This window comes from Kitasatospora sp. NPDC005856 (genome assembly GCF_040629945.1).
Classification (GTDB): Bacteria; Actinomycetota; Actinomycetes; order Streptomycetales; family Streptomycetaceae; genus Kitasatospora.
Genome location: NZ_JBEXWT010000008.1, coordinates 57,469 through 76,690, shown reverse-complemented (window position 1 = coordinate 76,690; position 19,222 = coordinate 57,469). Strand labels below are relative to the sequence as shown.

The window sequence follows — 19,222 nt, the reverse complement described above, 5'->3', positions numbered from 1 at the left end:
CCAGGGGCTTGTGGCCGGCGAGGCCGTCGCCGACGACCAGGTGCGGGGTGTACCTGGCGGTTTCGAGGGAGGTGGCGGCGCGTTCGGCGAGGCCGGGGTCGACTTCGATGCTGACGATGTTCTCCTCGCCGAGGCGGTGGGCGCCCAGCGCGGTGGAGTAGCCGGTGCCGGTGCCGATCTCCAGGACGCGATGGCCGGTGTGGACGTCGAGTTGCTGCCACATGCGCAGGACCAGGGAGGGCAGGGTGGACGAGGAGGAGGGGGATCCGGTGACCGGCCCGTCGGTGTCGGCGGGGTGGATCCGGCTGTCGAGCTGGGTGATGAGGGTCTGGTTGGTGTAGACGGCCTCCAGCCAGCCGTCGTCGCCCGCGCGGACCGGTTCGTAGGAGGTGGGGAAGGAGCCGGGGACTTCGCGGAAGTGGTCGCCGACGAAGGCCTCGCGCGGTACGGCCGCCGCGGCGGCGCGCCAGTGCGGGTCGGTGAGGCCTCCGCCGCCGGTGAGCTGCCCGACGAGGGCCGCGCGCAGATCCGCGGCGGCTGCGGTGGTGGTCATGCGGCGGGGCCCTTCTGGAGCTGGTCGGCGATCGCCGTGGCGATGGCGTCGGTGGCCGGAGGCGGGAAGAACGCCCACTGCCCGTTGCTGTTGCACTCGAGGAAGTGCCAGCGGCCGTCTGCGGTGACGGCGAAGTCGAAAGCGCCGTAGACGAGCCGGAAGTGCTCCAGGTAACGGGCCACGGAGCGGCGCGCCGACGTCGGGACGTCGATCGGAGTGTGGGTGAGCAGGTGCTGGCGGCGGCGCCAGTCCAGGTCCGGGCTGTCGATGCGGACGGCGAAGAGCTCGGTGCCCACGGCGGTGAGCCGCACATCGAAGTCCTTGGCCAGGCGGGCCTGGAAGGGGTGCGGGCAGGCGGCGACGGCGTCGGTGATCTCGTCCGGCGAGACCTCGGCGACCCAGGCCTGCACCGGCTGGCCGTCCCCGTCCGTGTAGGGGGAGTTCCACAGCGGCTTGTAGACCGCCCCGCCCGGCTGCTCGGCGCAGAAGGCGCGGGCCTGATCGGGGTCGGTGGTGACGATCGTGTCGGGGACGGCGAAGCCGGCCGCGAGCGCGGCGTCGAGCTGGGCGGGCTTGTGCTCGGCCGCCCGGATCCGCCAGGGGTGGTTCACGTAGTGGGCGCCGGGCATCGCGGCGCGGGCGAACTCGGCGTCCTGCCCGTCCATGCCGGCCGGCGCGGCCTCCGGTTTCCCGGCCGCTGGCCACTACTCCTCGACCGCCTCCTTGATCGTGATGGTGGTCGAGCGCGACGTCTGGTCTCCGACGGCGAACTGCAGGAACGTGCTCACCGGATTCCCCGGGTTGTACTCCCAGCCGACCCATACGGGCACGCTCAGCAGGGTCTCCTCGCCGGGCGCCGCGAGGGCGACGTCCTCGAAGGCGATCGACTGACCGTCCATGCTGAGCTGGCCCACGTAGGGGCTGCCGCCGGCTACGACCAGAACATACTCCGGCCCGGATGCCGTTCCCCACCTCAGGCCGAAGCCTTCCGGAGGCAGTGCCACCGTGACACGCTGCGGCTTCAGCGGTTCCGATGAGGAGACGCCCAGGACCCGCACGCCGGGCAAGCCCGCCGATTCACCCGGAGTCAGCTCCACAGCCTCGGACCCTCCGGGCTCCACTCGGAACTTCCCCATCGCTCATCGCCTCCGCAACGTGATCGTCAAGCAGACGGGATCATCATCACGGGCGCAGTGTCGCTCGCGCGGAGAACCGCCGGACCCTTCCGGCGAAAGGACCGTTCGCGGTACGGAAGATCGCTGCATTGACGGATGGAAGCGGTATCCACCGCCGTGCTCACCGGCACGCCGGGGGCGAGGAGGCTGGTCACCTCGGCAACGGCCATGGACGCCGCCCTGGCCCGGCTGCGCGCTGACGGCTTCGACGTCCGCGACGAGAACGTGGCCCGGCTCTCCCCGGTGGTGGCCGATCTGGCGACGGGCCGGGCCGGGTGGGCGGAGCTGTCGGCAAGTCAGCGGGCCGAGCTGGCGGCTGCGGTGGAGGCCGAGGCGTGGAAGGCGCTGACCACCAGGGCTCAGCTCGACACCTCCGTGGTCTCGCCGCGGTACGCCTGCGGGATGGCCGCCAACGTCGGCGGGCGCCGGCCGGGCCTGTTCGGAGTGCTCCGCCCCTGCCCGGCCCTGGTGGGCCGGTGCCCCGAACTCCTCCACGAACGCGTCTTCGTCCGCAACGCCCGCGAGGCCCGCCTGCTGACCGAGGTCGGCCTCGATCCGGCCAGGATCACCCATTTCGACGTGCCTGACTACGAGCAGACCGCTCTGTGCCGAGTCACCGTGCCGACGAGGGCTCAGGCTCGCGCGTGTACCTCGAAGCCGTCGTACTGCCCGCCGACGCAGTTGCCCAGCCCGGGCTCGATCTGGAAGACCTGCCCGCCCCCGTCCAGGCACTGTTGTGGGTAGACCCAGTCCTCGGCGTTGGCGAGCCCCGCACTTGCGAGCGTGAGGGCGGCGATCGCGGCGCACACGGCAGCTGCGGTAAGGGCACGACGCATGGGGACTCCTCGGTTCGAATCGATCGGGGCGACCGGTCCATTGGATCGCCGCTCGGTGCCCTGCTCGCGGCATTCCCCGGATTGTGGGCGTGGCCCTTTCGGACCAACAGGAACGCAGGAGCTACCCCGCCAGGGGATGGCTTCCGCGCCGCGGACCGTCCCCTGCCCGCCGACCCCGACGCTGTGGATCGGCTGACCGCCGCCTGCGCGGGGAGGACTCCTCGTGGTAGCGCCGCACCAGGTGCTCGCTCGGCTGATCCCCGCCAGCGCGGGGGGGGGGCAGCCGCTGTGGGATGGACGGGTCAGACGGTCGCGGCCGGGGCGGGCTCGGTGGAACCGGACTGCCGGTGTTCGTACCGCTCCTGGGCCAGCGCCTCCACCCGGTTGCGGAACGCCGACTCCGGCCCCATGCCCCACTCGTGCATCATCACCAGCAGCTGGTTGAGCACCGTGTCGTACTCGACGAGCGTGCTGCTGCCCTCCGGGATCCGGCTCGCCAGCTGCGAGAGCCGCTCGTAGTCGCCGTCGGCCGTCAGTTTGGCCCTGAAGTTGGCGACGTACGTCGAGAGCTTGTCGCCCTTGGCGTAGTTCAGCTTGTTCCTGATCAGCGCGGTGTGCGATTCCGGGATGGTGGCGCTCTCCCGGGCGAGCAGTGCTTCGAGTTCGCCGATCCGGGCCGTGCGGTGCTTGGCCAGGGCGATGGCCTCCGCCTCGCTCATGCTCAGCGGGAGCATCAGCATGACCGCCGAGTTCCCGTACGTCCGGTGCGTGGCGACGTGCGTGAGTTCGTGGACCAGCGACCCCGTGCGCTCGACGGTCCCGTCCGGCTGGGTGAGCCCGTGCTTGACCGTGTAGGCCTGCCCCGTCGGCCCGCCGAGCTTGGCACCCGCGCCACCGGCCTCGAAGTTGACCTGGTCCGTGCCGGTCAGCACCTCGGTCAGGATCCGCTTCAGGGTGCCGTCCGTCAGCGTGTCGCGCAGCGCCTCGATCCGCGCCAGGTCCCGGCGGACGAGGTAGGCCTTCTGCTCCGGGGTCAGCGCGTGGACCGCACGGCTCATGAGGTCCTGGACCAGGGCGCTGAGAACGCCGAGGTCCTTGCCGTCCGGCGTCGCCGCGTGCCGCGCGAGCAGGTCGTTCGCCTCCATGAGGTGGACGAACCCGCCGGACTCGTCGTCGCGCCGCTGGTAGCGCTCCAGGCAGTCGTAGATGGGCTGCTCCTGGCGGGCCTGGCGCATGGCGGTCTCGACGGCGACGTCCAGGGCCATCCCGTTCTTCTCGGTGGCCGCCTCGTTCATGAGGTCGAAGGTCGCGTTCTTGCGCGGGCCGTCCTTCAGCTCCTCCTGGGCGGTGAGGCACAGTTGGACGATCGTCTCCAGTTGCTGCGAGCGGGCGGAGAACTGCTGTTCCGGAATCGCGTGGAACCGCTCCAGCGCCGTGTCCAGCTTCTTCAGCGCACTGGGACGGATGCTCTTCTTCACAGAGCTCCGCTGCTTGAAGGCCTCCACGCTCATCAGGCGGGCGATCGGCAGGACCTCCGAGGGCCGGCTCCCCCGTCCGGGGGCCGGCACCGCCGAGGCCGGCGCCATCGGGGCCGTCCCGCTCCCCGCCATCACCCGCCGGGCGTTGGCCTCGGCTTCGCGTTCGAAACGGTCGGAGGGGTCGGACACGCGCAGGCCCGCGCCGGTGTCGGTGCCCGCGACCGGACCCCGGCGCTGCTGGATGACGTGCGTCAACTCGTGGGCCAGGGTGTGCTTGTCGTCGCCACCGTCACCGAGCACCACGTGGTGGCCGCTGGTGTAGGCGCTGGCGCCGACCTCGGCGGCGGAGGCTCTGGCGGCGCTGTCGTCATGGATCCGGACGTCGGAGAAGTCGGCGCCGAGGCGGTTCTCCATCTCGGTGCGGGTCGCACCGTCGAGCGGCCGACCGCCGGTCCGCAGGACCTCGAACACGGTGGAGCGCCGCACCGCGAACCGTGCCGAATCCCCCTGTGCGAGGTGCCCGGCGTGCAGCGCCCCGCCCCGGCGCATCATCTGCACGACGGCGGCGTTCCCGACCGAGGCCTGGAGCGCGAGCAGGCTCCGCCCGGTTGCCGGAGTCTCCGCCGCCGTCCGCTTGGACGCGGCCGCAGCCGTACGCCGCACCGCCGGCCGTCCGGCCCGCTGGTCGTCGCGTTCCTGTGCTCGCACTGCCGCTCCTGACCCCGGGTGGCGAGGACGTGGCCGGGTCGGCCGCGGTGGCCACCGCACGCTCACGGCCCAGGATCCCACCCGGTTCGCCCCGCAAGGACGGCCGTACCCCAAAGGGCAGCGAACTCTGCCCGAAAGCCCCGCGCCCGCCGGCTGCACCGCTCCCTCAGCCGCCGGCTTCGGCCGGCTCTCCGGAACGGCTGCCCACGGCGGGGCGCAGCCGAAGAAGCGCCTCGCGCTCGCTGTCCGGGATCGTCATCGACTCGGCGAGCACGGCGGCGAGCGCGTCCACCTGCGTGGTGTCGATGTCGGCGCGGAAGAGCCAGCGGATGCTCTCGTCGCGGGTGATGAGGTCGATCGCCGGGCGCGCGCCGCGGTCCTGGGTGGCCGCCGCCCGGACGTAGCGCACTCGGTCGATCGGGATGTCCAGACGGATCTCGCCCTGTTCGAGGAAGGCGTTCGTCCTGGCCGTCATGATCCGGCGGTCCGTGACGGCGACCAGGGTCCTTGCCGTGGCCTTGTCCAGCGCCGCTGCCAGCTTCTCCTTCGCTCCGCCGAGAATGGCGGAGATCGGACCGAGGGCGTCGAGCTCGTCGGGGAAGCCGAGGGCCTGGAGGGTCTCGTCGTCCTCGAGGAACCAGCGCAGGATGCGCAGGTACGGTTCGAGGTCCAGGGATTCGGGTGCGCAGAGGACGCCCGGAGCCTTCAGCGCGGGGGCCGGCGGGTGGAGGGCGTCGGCCAGCGGCCTGATCGCCTCCAGCAGTAGGGCGGAGGTCTGCCGGAGCGCCTTCGCGTCCCTCCGCTTGCCCGGCAGCGACTGCGACAGGGTGTCACGCCCGGGGAGCTCGGCGATGACGCGCAGTTCCCGGGTCAGCGCGTCGACGAGGCTCGTCGTCTCGGCCAGGGCGGAGTCGAGCTCCGTGCGGGTGTCGCGCGCGATGACGTCGACGAGCCGTGCCTCGTCGGGGAGTTCGCGTCCGGCGGCTCTCGCCCGTCCGGCCCGGAGCGCCTGGTACCCGGTCCATGCCTGGACGGTGGACAGCAGGGCGTGGGAGTCGAAGACGATCGCCTCGGCGTTCGCCTGGACGTACTCGCGGCGGCGAGGGGTGTCGGCCGGATCGATCTGCCCGACGTGGCCGCGGACGTTCCGTCGGTACAGGTCGAGCTGCTTGCGCAGTGACGCCTCACTGCCCGCGATGTTGTCCCACAGGGTGGCCGGGACGGATTCGACCTGCCGCGCCTGCTCGACGGCGCGATCGACCGCGTCGACCAGCCCCGTGAGTTCGGCCCACTGCTCGTTGCGGACGGTGGTGAGGACCTGGCCGGTCAGCGCGATGTTGGTCCGGACGAGGCCGGAGATCTCGCTCAGCTGCATCTGCAGGGCGACCATGGCCAGCGCCGGCCCGATCGCGGCCACGGTCTGCGCCGCGCTCACCGCGGTCACCGGGATGAGGCGGGCCTGGGCGAGGCCGCCGTTGAGGAGCACCGTTCCGAGGTTCGCGCCGTCCTTGACGGCGAGCGTTCCGCCGGCCTTCAGCAGGGCCTGGGTGGCGTCGCTGAGCCGGTAGAGCCCCTGCACACCGGCGAACGCGTTTCCGAGGTTGCCGGCCACCGTCGCCGTGTTGCCGATCGAGGCGAGGACGGTGGAGAGCTGCTCGCGGTCGGTGGCCGGCACGAGCCCGAGGTCGATCAGATCGGGCCTGAGTTCCGCCGGGACCTCACCGAGGACGGCGGCGACCCCGGGGATCACCTCCACCAGGACCGTCGCTTCCGTCGCCGGGTCCGCAGGGTCCTGCATGCGTTTTCCTCCCCAGGTGCGCGACGGCCGGACACCGTCGGCGATCACCGCTGGAGTCTACGGCTCCGCGACGACGTCAGTGGCGGCGGAGTCCACGGCTCCGCGACCGCGTCAGTGGCGGCGGTCCAGCAGGCCGCGGTCGAGGGCCACGACCACCGCGTGGGTGCGGTCGCTGACGTCGAGTTTGGCGAAGATCCGCAGGAGATGGGTCTTCACCGTGGCCTCCGCGATGACCAGCCGTCGGCCGATCTCCACGTTGGAGAGCCCGTCGGCGACGGCGCTCAGTACGTCGACCTCGCGTGCGGTCAGGGCCGCCGGCGCGGGCCGGCGCATCCGGGCGACGAGCCGCTCGGCGACCCGTGGCGCCAGGACGGTCTCGCCCCGGGCCGCGGAGCGGATGGCGTCGACGAGTTGGTCGCGGGTGGTGTCCTTGAGCAGGTACCCGATCGCGCCGGCCTCGACGGCGCGCTCGATCTCCGCGTCGGTGTCGTACGTGGTCAGGATCAGCACCCGGGTCCGCGGGCGGCGAGCGAGGATTTCGGCGGTGGCGCTCGCCCCGTCGAGGACTGGCATGCGCAGGTCGATCAGCGCCACATCGGGTTCCAGGCGCTCGACCAGCTCGACGGCGGCGCGGCCGTCGCCCGCCTCGCCGACGATGTCGATGGCGGGCTCGGAGGCCAGCAGGGCGATGACCCCGGCCCGCATCACCGTGTGGTCGTCCACCACGATCACCCGGAGCACGTCATCCGCCATGTCACACCCGGCCGTTCACGGGAATCACGGCCAGGACGCGGGTGCCGTCGCCGACCGAGCTGGTGACGGTGAGCTCTCCGCCGAGTTCGGCGAGGCGTTTGCGCATGCCGTTGAGCCCGAAGCCACGGGAGTCCTCGACCACGAAGCCCCGGCCGTCGTCGGTGATCTCCAGTTCGACTCCGTACGCGTCCAGCGCGAGGACGACGTCCACCGTCGTGGCGGCCGCGTGCTTGCGGACGTTGGCCAGGGATTCCTGGGCGCAGCGCAGCAGCGCGATCCGGGTGGGCTGGTCGCACTCGACCTCCGGCAGCTCCGCGGTGACGATGAGTCCGGTGTCCTCGGTGAACCGGTCGAGCGTGCGGCGCAGGGTCCCCGAGACCGAGCCGGGGGCGAGGCCGCCCTGCGGGGCGGAGCCGACCAGGACGCGGGCCTCGGCGAAGTTGTCGCGGGCGGTGTTCTCGATCGAGAGCAACTGCTGGGCGGCCCGGCCGGGATCGGTGTCGAGGCTGGCACGGGCGGCTTCCGCCAGCACGATGATGGACGCGAAGCCCTGGGCGAGGGTGTCGTGGATCTCCCGCGCGAGCCTCTCGCGTTCCTCTGTGGCGCCCTGGAGCCGGTGGGCATCGAGCAGGCGCCGTTGGGCGTTCTCCAGTTCGACGCTCAGTCGGCGGGCCCGCTCGTCGCTCTGCTCGACGATCCGGGCCACGCCCAGTCCGAGCAGCACGCCCGCGGTGTAGCCGATGAGGGTGAAGACGATGTTGCCGGTGAGGAGGTCCGGGTCCCCGTCGCGGTGGACGGTGATGCCGGCCACGGTCGCCGCAGCGGCGGCCCCGCTGAGGGCGATCGCGTTCCGCGGGTTCCCGGCGAGGAGCCAGAAGTGCGGGAGCGACACGATGAACAGCGCCGCACCGTCGCCGCGCGCCCAGGCCAACCCGCCCAGGCCGAGGGCGAGAACGGCCAGGAAGGTGTACGGGCGCAGCACCCGGTTGCCGGGGAGGGCCACCACGACCGCCCAGCAGAGCGCGATCACGGCCAGCAGCGCCGACGACCACCAGAACCTGGCCGTTCCGGTCTCGTCCAGCACGGAGACGAGCGGGGGGCACAGGCCCAGGACCACCCAGGACACGGCGTACCACCGCCGAAGGGTCCGAATCCGGAACCGGTCGTCGGGCTGCGGCCGTTGAGTCATGATCGTCAGCCTATGCTCTCCGGCGCGGGGGCGACGGGCGCGGCGGGGGCGACCACGGCGGGGGCGACGGCCGCGGGGGCGACGGCGGCGGCCCGAACCGGACGGGACGGGCAGGACGGGCGGAACGGCCACCAGGCCCGGTCGCCGAGCAGCAGCAGGAGCGACGGCAGGACCAGGAGCCGGATCACCACGGCGTCCAGCAACACCGCCACCGCCAGGCAGAAGCCCATCTGCTTCATCTCGGTGAGGTGCAGGGCGACGAAGGCGCCGAACACCGTCACCATCACGATCGCCGCGCTGGTCACCACCTTGGCCGACCGGCTGATGCCCTCCAGCACCGCCGCCCGCGCCGAACTCCCGCTCCGTACGGCCTCCTGGATGCGGCTGACCACGAACACCTGGTAGTCCATCGACAGGCCGAAGAGGATCACGAAGAGGAACAGCGGCACCCGGGACGCGATCGCGCCGAGCGAGTCGAAGCCCAGCAGGCCCTCCGCCCACGTCCCCTGGAAGAACACGACCAGGAGGCCGAGCGAGGCCCCGGCGGACAGCAGGTTGAGCACGACGCCGATCAACCCGATGGCCACCGAGCGGAACGCCCACACGGTCATCAGGAAGGTGGCCAGCAGCAGGAACCCGACGACCAGCGGCAGCTTGCCGTTCTCGTGGTCCACGTAGTCGCGGCCCCGGGCCACGTCACCGCTCACCGCCGTCTCCACGCCGGAGAGCCTGCCGACCGTGGCGGGCAGGTGGTCTCCCCGGATCCGGTCGAGTGACCGGATCGCCTGGGCGGAGTTCGCGGGGAACGGAACGGCCAGCTCCAGCACGCCGATCCGGCCGTCGGCGGACATCCGCACCGTAGGCTCGGCGTTCCTGGCGAACAGCTGGTCGGCCTGCGCCCGCCGGCCGAGGTCCGCCAGGGCGCGGCGCACCTCGGCCGCCCGGTCCGGGGTGGAACGGGCGACGACCCGGTGGGTGACCAGGAGTTCGGGGAAGGCCGCGTTCAGCCGGTCGTAGACCTGCATGGCCGGGATGTCGCGGGAGAAGGTGTCCTTGCCCGGGTCGACCAGCTTCAGACCGAGCGCGGGCGCGGCCAGGGCGAGCATGACCAGCGTCGACAGGCACAGCGTGAGGGCGGGACGCTTGCGCGCGGGCCGGAGCAGGGCGCCGGCCACCCGACCGGCCTCGGGCTCCGCCCGACCGGTCCGGACCGGCTTGCCACGGCTCGCCCGGCGGGCCGCCCGGCGCTCGGTCCGCTGACCGATCTTCACGAGCAGTGCGGGAAGCGCGGTCAGCGAGCTGACCACGGCGACCGACACCACCAGGATGGTGCCCGTCGCCAGCGAGGAGAAGATGACGTCCGTGGCCAGGTAGAGCGCGGCGGTGGAGACGATCACCGCGAGGCCGGAGACCACGATGGCCCGGCCCGCGGTCGCCGCCGCCAGTTCCACCAGGGCCTCCGGGCCGAGGCGGCCGCCGGCGCGGACCCGTTCCTCGCGTTCGCGCTTGAGGTAGAAGAGCGTGTAGTCGACGCCGACCGCCAGACCGATCAGCATGATCATGTTGGTCCCGACGCCGGGGTCGGGCAGGACGTGGGACGCGACCATGGACAGCCCCAGGGCGGCGGCGATCGAGGACAGCGCGAGCAGCAGCGGCACACCGGCCATGACCGCCGATCCGAAGACGATCAGCAGGGTGACGAGCGTGACCGGCAGGGTGATGCGCTCGGAGAGCGCGAGGTCCTTCCCGCGCTGGTCGTTGACGCCCTTGCTGATGGACGGGGAACCGGTCTCCTCCACGACCAGGTCCGGGTGCCCGGCGCGCACCTTCGCCGTCTGGTCGAGGACCGGGACGACGTTCTTCCTCCCGTCCAGCTCGGGGCCCTTCAGGACCACCGGGATCCGGACGACCTTTCCGTCCACGGAGCGGACCGGGGCCCCGACGCCGTCCACCTCGGGCAGCCCGCGCAACCGCTCGGTGAGCTCCCGGACCACGGAGGCCACCGCGGCCGGGTCCGCGGGGCCGGACCTGCCGTAGATCGTGATCTGTTCGGTGGGCCTGGCCTGCAGCCCGCCTTCGGCCGCCATCGCCTCGGCCCGCCCCGCCTCACCGACCCGGTAGTCCTCGGTCGTGGCCGCATGGGAACCGACCGAGACTCCGGCACCGAGGCACAGGACGACGAAGGCGAACCAGCCGGCGATCGCGCGCCACGGGTGCCGGGCGCTCCATCGGGCTATCCGTACGGGGAGTTGACTCATACCCGGGATCCTGGTCGGCCGGGGGCGGCGCCCGACACGCCCGGCCGGTTGAACCTGCCGTCCACCGGTCGGTGGACGGCAGGGGTGGGGCTACCGGCACCGGGGCCGGTGCGGGCGCGCCGGCCGCCTGCCAACTCGCCGACGGGACACTTCCGTGCTTTGCCGACGAATCACCTCACAATGGGTCACAACTCGACTACCGGAGGGCGACATCATGCCGATGATCCTCATCAAGGGCAGCTACCTGATCAAGGGCTTCGAACCGGACGGCGATACCATCCGCTTCCTCCCCGACGACATCACCCTCTGGTCCAAGGTCCCCGGCGGGGTCAAGGTGAAGGACGGTGGCGCCAGCTTGCGGCTGGACGGGATCGACGCCCTGGAGACCCACTACCAGGGCGTCGGTCCCGAGTTCGCCCACCAGCCGCTCGACCTGGGCGCCCACGCCGCCCGGGACGTCCTGCTGGCCTGGCTGGGCTTCACCGACGTCCAGCGGGGAGGGGACGAGAAGGTCACCTCCGCCACCCCGGAGACCGTCTCCGGGTACATCCTCGCCGGCGGCGCGGACAAGTACGGCCGCTGCGTCGCGCTGGTCGGCAGGGGCACGCCGGACCCGGACGCCGCGAGCGGATCGTCGGTCATGGTCACCGTCCCGATGCTGCACCAGACCGCCAACCACGAACTGCTGTCCCGCGGCCTGGTCTACCCGACGTTCTTCTCGAACCTGCCGGAGGAACTGCGCCTCGACATGGCCGCCACCGCCCGACAGGCGCGGGCCGCGAAGGCGCCCGACAGCGTCTGGGCCAACGACGTCACCCACAGCGGCGCCGTGATCGAGGACCTGGGCACCCTCACCGACCAGCTGGTCATCCTGCCGAAGCTGTTCCGGAGCCTGGCCGACTACCTCCGGCTCTTCGGCCCGTCCCTCGACGGCTTCCCCGCCTTCCTGGCCGGCAAGGACGACGAGTACTTCTTCTCCGACCCGAGGTTCACGACCAGGGGCTTTCAGCACGTCGTCGACGTCATCGGCAACACCGTCAAGCTGCGCCCCGCCATCGAGGACATCGTCTTCCTCGAGAAGTGAACGGGAGGACGCCCACCATGCCACCCACTGCCGACTTCCTCGGCCTCTCCGAGCACCTCACCGGTACGGCCCCGCTCGACGCCCAGCTCTCCGACGCCTTCCAGCAACGCGTCCTCGCCGCCTACCCCGCCGATCTCCCTCGCCTGCTCACCGCCTGGACCACCGCGACGGGCGCGCCGGACCCGGGCAAGTCGCTCCAGGACGCCCTGGACGCCGACGCCGCGCTCGCGCTCACCGCGCGAGCCGTGATCACGGTCTGGTACACCGGGCTGTTCCCCCACCCGGACGAGACTCCGGATCCCCCGGGCACCTCCGCGCAGTGGCGCTCCGGACTGATCTGGAGCGTGATCGAGGCCCACCCGGGCTCCGCCGCACCGCAGCCGCCCCAGCCCAGCGGGTACGGCTACTGGACCCAGCACCCCTGAGCGAGCGAGGAACCGACCCCTATGGACTTCGATTTCGACCTGGTCGTGGTGGGCGCCGGCGTCGCCGGGGCGCTCACCGCCTGCACCGTGAAGGCCGCGAAACCCGGCGCCCGCATCCTGATCCTGGACGCGGGGAACAACGGCCTCGACTCGACGCAGCGGGCCGCCTTCGTCGAGGCCTACCAGCTCTCCCCCGGCAAGGGCGTCCCGACGCCGTACGCCGATCTGCCGAACAACAGGGACGGCTTCGCCCCCTCCCAGGACGGTGTCAGCAATCCGGTCGTGATGAACCAGTACTACGACCAGAGCGGAACGACCGACCTGTTCAAGAGCGGCTTCCAGCGGATGACCGGCGGCAGCACCTGGGCCTGGCGCGGCAACACCCCCCGCTGGCTCGCCAACGACTTCCGGCTGAACACCGTCTACGGTCGCGGAGTGGACTGGCCCTTCGACTACGACGAGTTGGAGCCCTACCTCGTCCGGGCCGAACAGGAGTTGGGCGTCTCGGGCGACGACGCCGAGTGGGCGTCCCTGACCCGGCGCAGCGCCGACTTCCCGATGCCGGCCATCGCCCCGAGCTACGGAGACCTCGTGGTCCGCGAGGCGCTGGCCGGCATGCCGCCGATCGACAACGTCGAGGTGGTGCCGATCACGACCCCGCAGGCCCGCAACTCCCGGGAGTACCAGGGGCGCAGCTCCTGCCAGGGCAACTCCAGCTGCCTGCCGATCTGCCCGTCCGGGGCCAAGTACGACGCCGGGCACCACGTCGGCAGAGCGGTCGCGCTCGGCGTCGAGCTCAAACCCGCGTGCGTGGTGACCAAGGTGGTGCCCCAGCCGGACGGCTCCTCCAGCGTCGTTTTCAAGGACTGGACCACCGCCGACCTCGCCGAGCAGAGCGTCACCACCCGGCAGCTGGTGCTGGCCCTCAACGCGGTCGAGATCCCCAGGCTCTGGCTGATCTCGGGCCTGCGGAACACCAGCGACCAGGTCGGCCGCAACCTGATGGACCACCTCACCGACGAGGTGGTGGGCCTGCTCGCCGAGCCGGTCTTCCCGTTCCGCGGTCCGCAGAGCACGCTCGGCATCGAGAACTTCCGGGACGGCCCGTTCCGCAAGGACACCGGTGGCTTCCGGATGACGATCGGCAACGACGGCTGGGGCCGTACCCAGTCGCCGGAGGCCGCGCTCGACGCCCTCATGTGGGACAAGGCCGCCCGGAAGATCCTGCTGACCGGCGCGAAGCTCCAGGAGGCCGTCAACCACCGGGTCACCCGGATGCTGCGGTTCAGCTACTCCACGGAGCAGCTGCCCAACCCGGACAACCGGGTCACGCTCTCCGACAAGCTCGACGTCCTCGGCCTGCCCCGCCCGAAGATCGCCTACCGGGTCGACGCCTACTCCAAGGCCGCGCTCACCTACGGCCACAGCGTCGCCCACCGGATCTGGCAGTACCTCGAAGGCACTGTCGGCGCCGCGGAGATCGCCCCCGCCGCCCCGGCCGGGACGTACAAGGGCTCCGGCCACCTGATGGGCACCATGCGGATGGGGACCGCCGCGGCGGACTCCGTGGTCGACCCGTCAGGTCAGTCCCACGACCACCCCGGCGTCTGGGTCGTCGGCTCCGCCGTGTTCCCCACCGGTGGCACCTCCAACCCCACGCTCCAGCTGGCCGCCGTCACCCTGCGCACCGCCGACACCCTCGCCGCCGCCCTGTAGGGCGGCGGGGCTGAGCACGGAACGACCGGTAGAAACAGTCAGGCGCTCTTCGGCACGGCCACCGCGCCCCGACCGGGGCCTCCCCGCGAGCGCGGGGCCGGCCTCGGGCTGTTGGCCCGGGGGCCGGTCGGGGGGGAGCTATCCTCGCGTGGGCGCGGTCCCTCCCCCGCGCACCGGCCGGTCAGCCGGTGACGGCGGCGCCGCGTTTCCCGCTCGCCGGGGCCGGGGCCGGGGCCACCGTCCCGGGCACCGCGCGCCAGGCGCGGGTGGCCAGCACGCCGGAGGCGAGGGAGACGGCACCGAGGGCGACGGAGGCCGCGGAGAGGCCCAGGGCGGCGCCGAGCCAGCCGGCCAGGGGGTAGGTGAGCAGCCAGCAGCCGTGGGAGAGGGAGAACTGGGCGGCGAAGACGGCGGGGAGGTCCTCGACGGCCACCGAGTCGCGCAGGACGCGGCCGGTGGGGGTGAGGATCAGCGAGCCGACCGCGCCGAAGGCGGCCCAGAGGGCGAGCAGGACGGGCCAGCGCCAGGCGCCCGGCCCGGCGGCCGTGAGCGCGGCGAGCAGGCCGAAGAGGCCGACGATGCCGAAGGCCGCCGGGAGCATGACGGTCCGGTCCGGCAGCCGGTCCAGCACTCGGGGCAGCAGCAGTGCCACGACCATCGACCCGGCCCCGTAGGCGCCGAGCGCGATCGGGACGTCGGTGGCGGGGCGGCCGAGCGGGCCGCGGACGTAGACGACGGTGTTGACGATCACCATCGCGCTGGCGGCGGCCGCCGCGAGGTCCAGGGCGAGCATCGCGCGCAGTCGGGGCACGGCGAGGAACAGCCGGGTGCCGCGGACGGACCTGGCGAGGACGCCTCCGCCGGGCACGGCCCGGCCCGGTTCCCGCCGGGCCGATTCGGGCCGTTTCACCGACCGGGGCCTTTCCACCGGCGCCGGCCGGACCGGCTTGGGCAGGGCGGCGGAGACCACCAGGACGGCGGAGGCGAGGAACCCGGCGGCGGTGCCCCAGAACAGCCAGTTGTAGCTGATCAGCGCGAGAAGGGCGGCCGCGAGCGCCGGGCTGACCAGACTCTCGGTGTCGTAGGCGAGCCGGGACAGCGACAGGGCGCGGGTGTACGCGCGTTCCTCGGGCAGCACCTCGGGGATCACCGACTGGAAGGCAGGGGTGAAGGCCGCCGAGGCGGACTGCAGCACGAAGATCAGGACGTAGACCTGCCACACCTCGGTGACGAAGGGCAGGGTGAGGGCGACGGCGGCCCGGGTGAGGTCGGAGGCGGCCATCAGGCGCCGGCGCGGGATGCGGTGGGCCAGCGCGGTGACCACCGGCGCGATGCCGACGTACGCGAGCATCTTGATCGCCAGCGCCGTGCCGAGCACCGATCCGGCGTGCGCCCCTGCGAGGTCGTAGGCGAGGAGGCCGAGCGCCACGGTGGCGAGACCGGTCCCCAGCAGGGCGACGATCTGGGCGGCGAACAGATGCACGTAGGTGCGGTTGCGCAGCACGGACAGCATGGGGACCCCGCTCGGACTGGGCGCGGTAGGACGATACGACCAGGATAGGTCAACATGTGCACGCATGTGCACATGTTGACGAAAGAGCGGCCCGCACCCCGCAGGGCACGGGCCGAAGAGCCGGAGGACCGGAAGGACCGGAAGGACCGGCGTGGGTCAGTCGTGCGGCGGGAGCTCGCCGATCTGGTGGTCGGCGACGCTCAGCGCCTCGTCGACGAGTCGGCGCAGGTGGCCGTGGCGCAGCGCGTAGACGACGCGCCGGCCGTCCTTGCGGGTCGTGACCAGGCCGGCCAGCCGGAGCTTGCCGAGGTGCTGGCTGACCGACGTCCGGGGGGCTCCGGCCGCCTCGGTGAGCGTGGTCACGTCGGCCTCACCGGCGCTCAGCCGCTGGAGCAGTGCGAGCCGGGTGCGGTCGGCGAGCAGCGCCAGGATGCCGGCCGCGGCCTCCAGCCGCTCGTCGTCCCGAAGCTCCTGCACATGATGTGCACCTGATATCCGAAGGCTCCCGCTCATGGCGACATCGTAGGGCCCCGGGCCCCACCTGCCGAAGCGTCGCGGCACCCGGACCGGGCGTGCCTGGCCGGAGGGGCCACCGTCGGCTCCTCCGGCCAGGTCGTCGGCTCATGCGCTCGTCGAGTTCATGCACTCATCGAGCTCATGCGCTTACAGAGCTCACGCGCTCACACGCTCACACGTTCATGCCCTCATGAGTTCACGCCCCAGAGGTAGCCCGGCACGGGCGTGTAGCGCATGTACTCGCCCCACTCACCGCCCGGCGGACAGGGGGTGGGCGGGCGCGGCTCCGGCGGGCACTTGCGGTCCTCGACCGTGATCGTCACGCACGGGTGGTCCCTGGTCAGTTCGATCTTGGTCACCGGGGACTGCGGCAGGCTGTAGCCCTCGGGCGCGGAGACCTCCTGCCAGTAGTACGTGCCCAGCGGCAGGCCGCTCGCGGAGCAGACACCCGACGCGGGGGTCACGCACGGGGAGCCGACGGCGGTGTCCGGGTCGGCCCCGGAGGTCTGCAGGCCGGTCACGCCGTTGGTCTCGTGCCAGAGCTGGAAGGTCGCGCCGGCCAGGGGCTCTCCGGTGTCGGCGTCGACCTTCTTGACGGAGGTGGTCGGAGCGGCCGCCTTCCCGTCCCGGACGGTCACGCGGATGTTCTGCCCGCCGGTGTCGAGGACCACCGTCGCCACCATGGGCTGCGACAGGTCGTAGCCGGGGGGCGCCGCGGTCTCCTGCCAGTAGTACGTGCCCAGCGGCAGGCCGTCCGCGGAGCAGGCGCCCGACGCCGGGGTGACGCAGACGGAGCCCACGGCGGTGTCGGGGTTCGTCCCCGTGGTCTGCAGGCCGGCCACCCCGTTGGTCTCGTGCCACAGCTGGAAGGAGGCGCCCGCCAGCGGCTGCCCGGTGGCGACGTCGACCTTGGTGACGGAGGTGGAGCCGGTGGGAGCGGTGGTCTGGGTGTCGGCGACGTCGACCGGGTTGCTCTGCCCGTTCATGCCCAGCACCACGGTGGTCACGTTGAGTTCCGGCAGGTCGTACCCGTTGGGCGCCGAGACCTCCTGCCAGTAGTACGTGCCCAGCGGCAGGCCGTCCGCGGAGCAGACGCCGGACGCCGGTGTGACGCAGGGGGAGCCGACGACCGTGTCGGGGTCGGCCCCGGAGGTCTGCAACCCGGTCACGCCGTTGCTCTCGCGCCAGAGCTGGAAGGTCGCGCCCGCGAGCGGCCGCCCGGTGCCGGAGTCGATCTTCGTCACGCTGGTGGATCCGGTGGGGGCGGTGCTCTGGGTGTCGGCGACGTCCACCGGGGTGTTCTGCCCGTTGGTGGTCAGCACCACGGTGGTCACGTTGAGCTCGGGCAGCTCGTAGCCGGAGGGAGGAGCGGTCTCCTGCCAGTAGTAGGTGCCCAGCGGCAGACCGCTGGCCGAGCAGATGCCCGACGCGGGGGTCACGCAGGGCGGGCCGACGGCGGTGTCGGGGTCGGCCCCGGAGGTCTGCAGCCCGGTCACGCCGTTGGTCTCGTGCCAGAGCTGGAAGGTCGCGCCCGCCAGCGGTTGCGAGTTGGCGGAGTCGATCTTCGTGACGTGGGTGGAGCCGGTCTCGACGACGGGGCTCCGGGTGTCCCGGACGGTGGCCTGGACGTTCTGCCCGTTGGTGTCGAGGACCACGGTCGTCACCGCGGGCTGGGGCAGGTCGTACCCGGGCGGCGCCGCCGTCTCCTGCCAGTAGTACGTCCCGAGCGGGAGGTCGGCGGTGGAGCAGACCCCGTTCGCCCCGGTCTGGCAGGGGGCGCCCACCTTGGTGTCCGGGGTGGTTCCGGTGGTCTGCAGGCCCGCGACGCCGTTGGTCTCGCGCCACAGCTGGAAGGTCGCGCCCGCCAGGGTCCGGCCCGTGGCGGAGTCTGCCTTCGTGACGCTGGTCGAGCCGGTGGGGGCCGGGGGGTTGCCGCACTCCGGGAGGTCGCCGTTGAAGGGGTAGGCGTGGAACTCGGTCCCGGTCATGCCCAGGCCGGAGTTGTGCAGGAGCGTGCCGGTGGTGAAGAACCGTCCGTTCAGGCCGGGCAGGTTCATCGTGGCGGTGCTGGTGGGGTTGCCGACCAGCACACTGCCCTGGAACTGTCCCGATCCCGTGAGGGTGACGGTCGTCGCGGTGGGGAAGTTCCACAGCAGGCGCTCGCGCAGCTGGTTCCAGGGGTCGGTGTCCTGGAGGCTGCCGCTGTAGGTGTTGATGGTGCGGGCGTCGCCCACGAGGTTGACGAGGACGGTCGCGTTGGCGGGGATGCCGGCGAAGGCGACGCCCTGGGTGGCGCTGCCGCGTCCGACGAGGTCGAAGTCGACGTTGAAGACCTGGAGGGCGGAGGTGCCGTCGCCGGTGAACAGGGTCTGGTAGCCCTGGTTGACGGCGGATCCGGTGGCGGGGCGGGGCGTGCCGACCCCGGCGTAGCAGGCGCTGGCGTTCTGCAGCTCACCGCGCAGCGGCGTGTAGGCGGCCACGGCCTGCGGGTCCTGCACCGTCGTGCCGGTGATGGTGCCGGTGGTCGTGCCCGCGTAGCGTACGACGCCGCCCTCGGCCAGGAGCCGCTGCCCCGGGGCCACGGTGACGTTGCCTCCGGCGGTGAGGAAGTCGGCTCCGTCCGGTGGGGGGACGCGTGAGCCGACGCCGACGATGCCGACGTTGTAGACGGAGCTGACTCCGGCGGCCTTGTTCATGCTGAAGCTGCCGAGGGTGACCACGTGTCCCTCGGCCTCGGCGGCCGAACCGCTGACGTTGAAGTCGCCGCCGACGAAGATGTTGACTCCGGCGTCGCGGCCCGCGAAGGGTCCGTTGTTGACCGGTGGGAACGTGGCCGGGCAGTCCGCGCCCAGGCAGGGCCCGAGGCCGCCCGGAAGGCCGGCCGCGTGGGCGGCCGACGGTGCGACGAGCGACATGCCGAAGGGGACGAGCGCCAGGGCCAGGGCGGATCCCATCACCCTGCCGAGTTTTCGTCCCCAGGTGACGGCGGCCGCCGGATGCTGACTGGGCTTCACATCAGTCCTTTCATCATCTGAACACAAGGCAACCCTCGGAGTGTTCTCGCCGGAGCCCCGGGCGGCGGCGCTCCGCCGAACGGTTTCAGCTGAACGCCGCGTCAGCTGCACCCGATCGGACGCACGAGGGCGAAGCCCCACCGCCCCCGACGGCCCCGGCCCGGCAGGGTCTCCCGGCCCCGGATTGGGGCCGTCCGGCCCTGATG

General features: G+C 72.3%; 14 protein-coding genes and 1 pseudogene. 4 read left to right on the top strand and 11 right to left on the bottom strand.

Features of this window, described 5'->3' with window-relative positions:
• Positions 1-55 precede the first annotated feature (55 nt).
• From ABZ449_RS07670 to ABZ449_RS07660, 3 genes and pseudogenes are all read right to left on the bottom strand, one after another.
• Positions 56-223, bottom strand: a pseudogene (locus ABZ449_RS07670) (rRNA adenine N-6-methyltransferase family protein); the annotation flags it as partial.
• A gap of 326 nt (positions 224-549) precedes the next feature.
• Complete coding sequence (locus ABZ449_RS07665) at positions 550-1,218, bottom strand: hypothetical protein (protein ID WP_360341820.1); 669 nt, start codon at positions 1,216-1,218, stop codon at positions 550-552.
• A gap of 39 nt (positions 1,219-1,257) precedes the next feature.
• On the bottom strand, positions 1,258-1,650 hold the full coding sequence (locus ABZ449_RS07660) for a hypothetical protein (RefSeq protein ID WP_360341817.1): 393 nt from the start codon (positions 1,648-1,650) through the stop codon (positions 1,258-1,260).
• A 174-nt stretch (positions 1,651-1,824) separates the two neighbouring features.
• On the opposite strand from ABZ449_RS07660, the gene ABZ449_RS07655 reads away from it, so the two are divergent.
• Complete coding sequence (locus ABZ449_RS07655; RefSeq protein WP_360341814.1) at positions 1,825-2,472, top strand: hypothetical protein; 648 nt, start codon at positions 1,825-1,827, stop codon at positions 2,470-2,472.
• A gap of 394 nt (positions 2,473-2,866) precedes the next feature.
• On the opposite strand, the gene ABZ449_RS07650 is transcribed toward ABZ449_RS07655, so the two are convergent.
• The 5 genes from ABZ449_RS07650 to ABZ449_RS07630 all read right to left on the bottom strand — a co-directional run bounded on the left by ABZ449_RS07650 (position 2,867) and on the right by ABZ449_RS07630 (position 10,748).
• On the bottom strand, positions 2,867-4,594 hold the full coding sequence (locus ABZ449_RS07650) for a DUF4157 domain-containing protein (protein ID WP_360342032.1): 1,728 nt from the start codon (positions 4,592-4,594) through the stop codon (positions 2,867-2,869).
• 322 nt (positions 4,595-4,916) lie between these two features.
• The gene (locus ABZ449_RS07645) at positions 4,917-6,548 is read right to left on the bottom strand and encodes a hypothetical protein (protein ID WP_360341811.1); all 1,632 of its coding nucleotides are present in this window, start codon (positions 6,546-6,548) and stop codon (positions 4,917-4,919) included.
• Positions 6,549-6,659: 111 nt separating this feature from the next.
• Positions 6,660-7,301: a response regulator transcription factor gene (locus ABZ449_RS07640; RefSeq protein WP_360341808.1), complete on the bottom strand. Its 642-nt coding sequence runs from the start codon at positions 7,299-7,301 to the stop codon at positions 6,660-6,662.
• Between the two features lies 1 nt (position 7,302).
• Positions 7,303-8,490, bottom strand: coding sequence for a sensor histidine kinase (locus ABZ449_RS07635; protein WP_360341805.1), 1,188 nt, complete (start codon positions 8,488-8,490; stop codon positions 7,303-7,305).
• A gap of 5 nt (positions 8,491-8,495) precedes the next feature.
• A complete protein-coding gene (locus tag ABZ449_RS07630) occupies positions 8,496-10,748 on the bottom strand; it encodes an MMPL family transporter (RefSeq protein ID WP_360341802.1) in 2,253 nt (750 codons plus the stop codon).
• Between the two features lie 214 nt (positions 10,749-10,962).
• Between ABZ449_RS07630 and ABZ449_RS07625 the strand changes: the two genes are divergently transcribed.
• The 3 genes from ABZ449_RS07625 to ABZ449_RS07615 are packed head-to-tail and all read left to right on the top strand — an operon-like array spanning position 10,963 to position 13,973.
• Entirely contained in the window at positions 10,963-11,832 is an 870-nt protein-coding gene (locus ABZ449_RS07625; RefSeq protein WP_360341799.1) for a nuclease, read from the top strand.
• Positions 11,829-12,257 carry a sugar dehydrogenase complex small subunit gene (locus tag ABZ449_RS07620; RefSeq protein WP_360341796.1) on the top strand — a complete coding sequence of 143 codons (429 nt, stop codon included), beginning with the start codon at positions 11,829-11,831 and terminating at the stop codon, positions 12,255-12,257. The genes ABZ449_RS07625 and ABZ449_RS07620 overlap by 4 nt, the downstream gene beginning before the upstream one ends.
• A gap of 21 nt (positions 12,258-12,278) precedes the next feature.
• A complete protein-coding gene (locus ABZ449_RS07615; RefSeq protein ID WP_360341793.1) occupies positions 12,279-13,973 on the top strand; it encodes a GMC family oxidoreductase in 1,695 nt (564 codons plus the stop codon).
• 181 nt (positions 13,974-14,154) lie between these two features.
• On the opposite strand, the gene ABZ449_RS07610 is transcribed toward ABZ449_RS07615, so the two are convergent.
• The 3 genes from ABZ449_RS07610 to ABZ449_RS07600 all read right to left on the bottom strand — a co-directional run bounded on the left by ABZ449_RS07610 (position 14,155) and on the right by ABZ449_RS07600 (position 18,956).
• A complete protein-coding gene (locus tag ABZ449_RS07610; RefSeq protein WP_360341790.1) occupies positions 14,155-15,486 on the bottom strand; it encodes an MFS transporter in 1,332 nt (443 codons plus the stop codon).
• 156 nt (positions 15,487-15,642) lie between these two features.
• Complete coding sequence (locus tag ABZ449_RS07605; RefSeq protein ID WP_360341787.1) at positions 15,643-15,999, bottom strand: metalloregulator ArsR/SmtB family transcription factor; 357 nt, start codon at positions 15,997-15,999, stop codon at positions 15,643-15,645.
• A 191-nt stretch (positions 16,000-16,190) separates the two neighbouring features.
• Positions 16,191-18,956 (bottom strand): SpaA isopeptide-forming pilin-related protein, encoded by a 2,766-nt coding sequence (locus ABZ449_RS07600; protein ID WP_360342029.1) that lies wholly within the window; start codon positions 18,954-18,956, stop codon positions 16,191-16,193.
• Positions 18,957-19,222 lie beyond the last annotated feature (266 nt).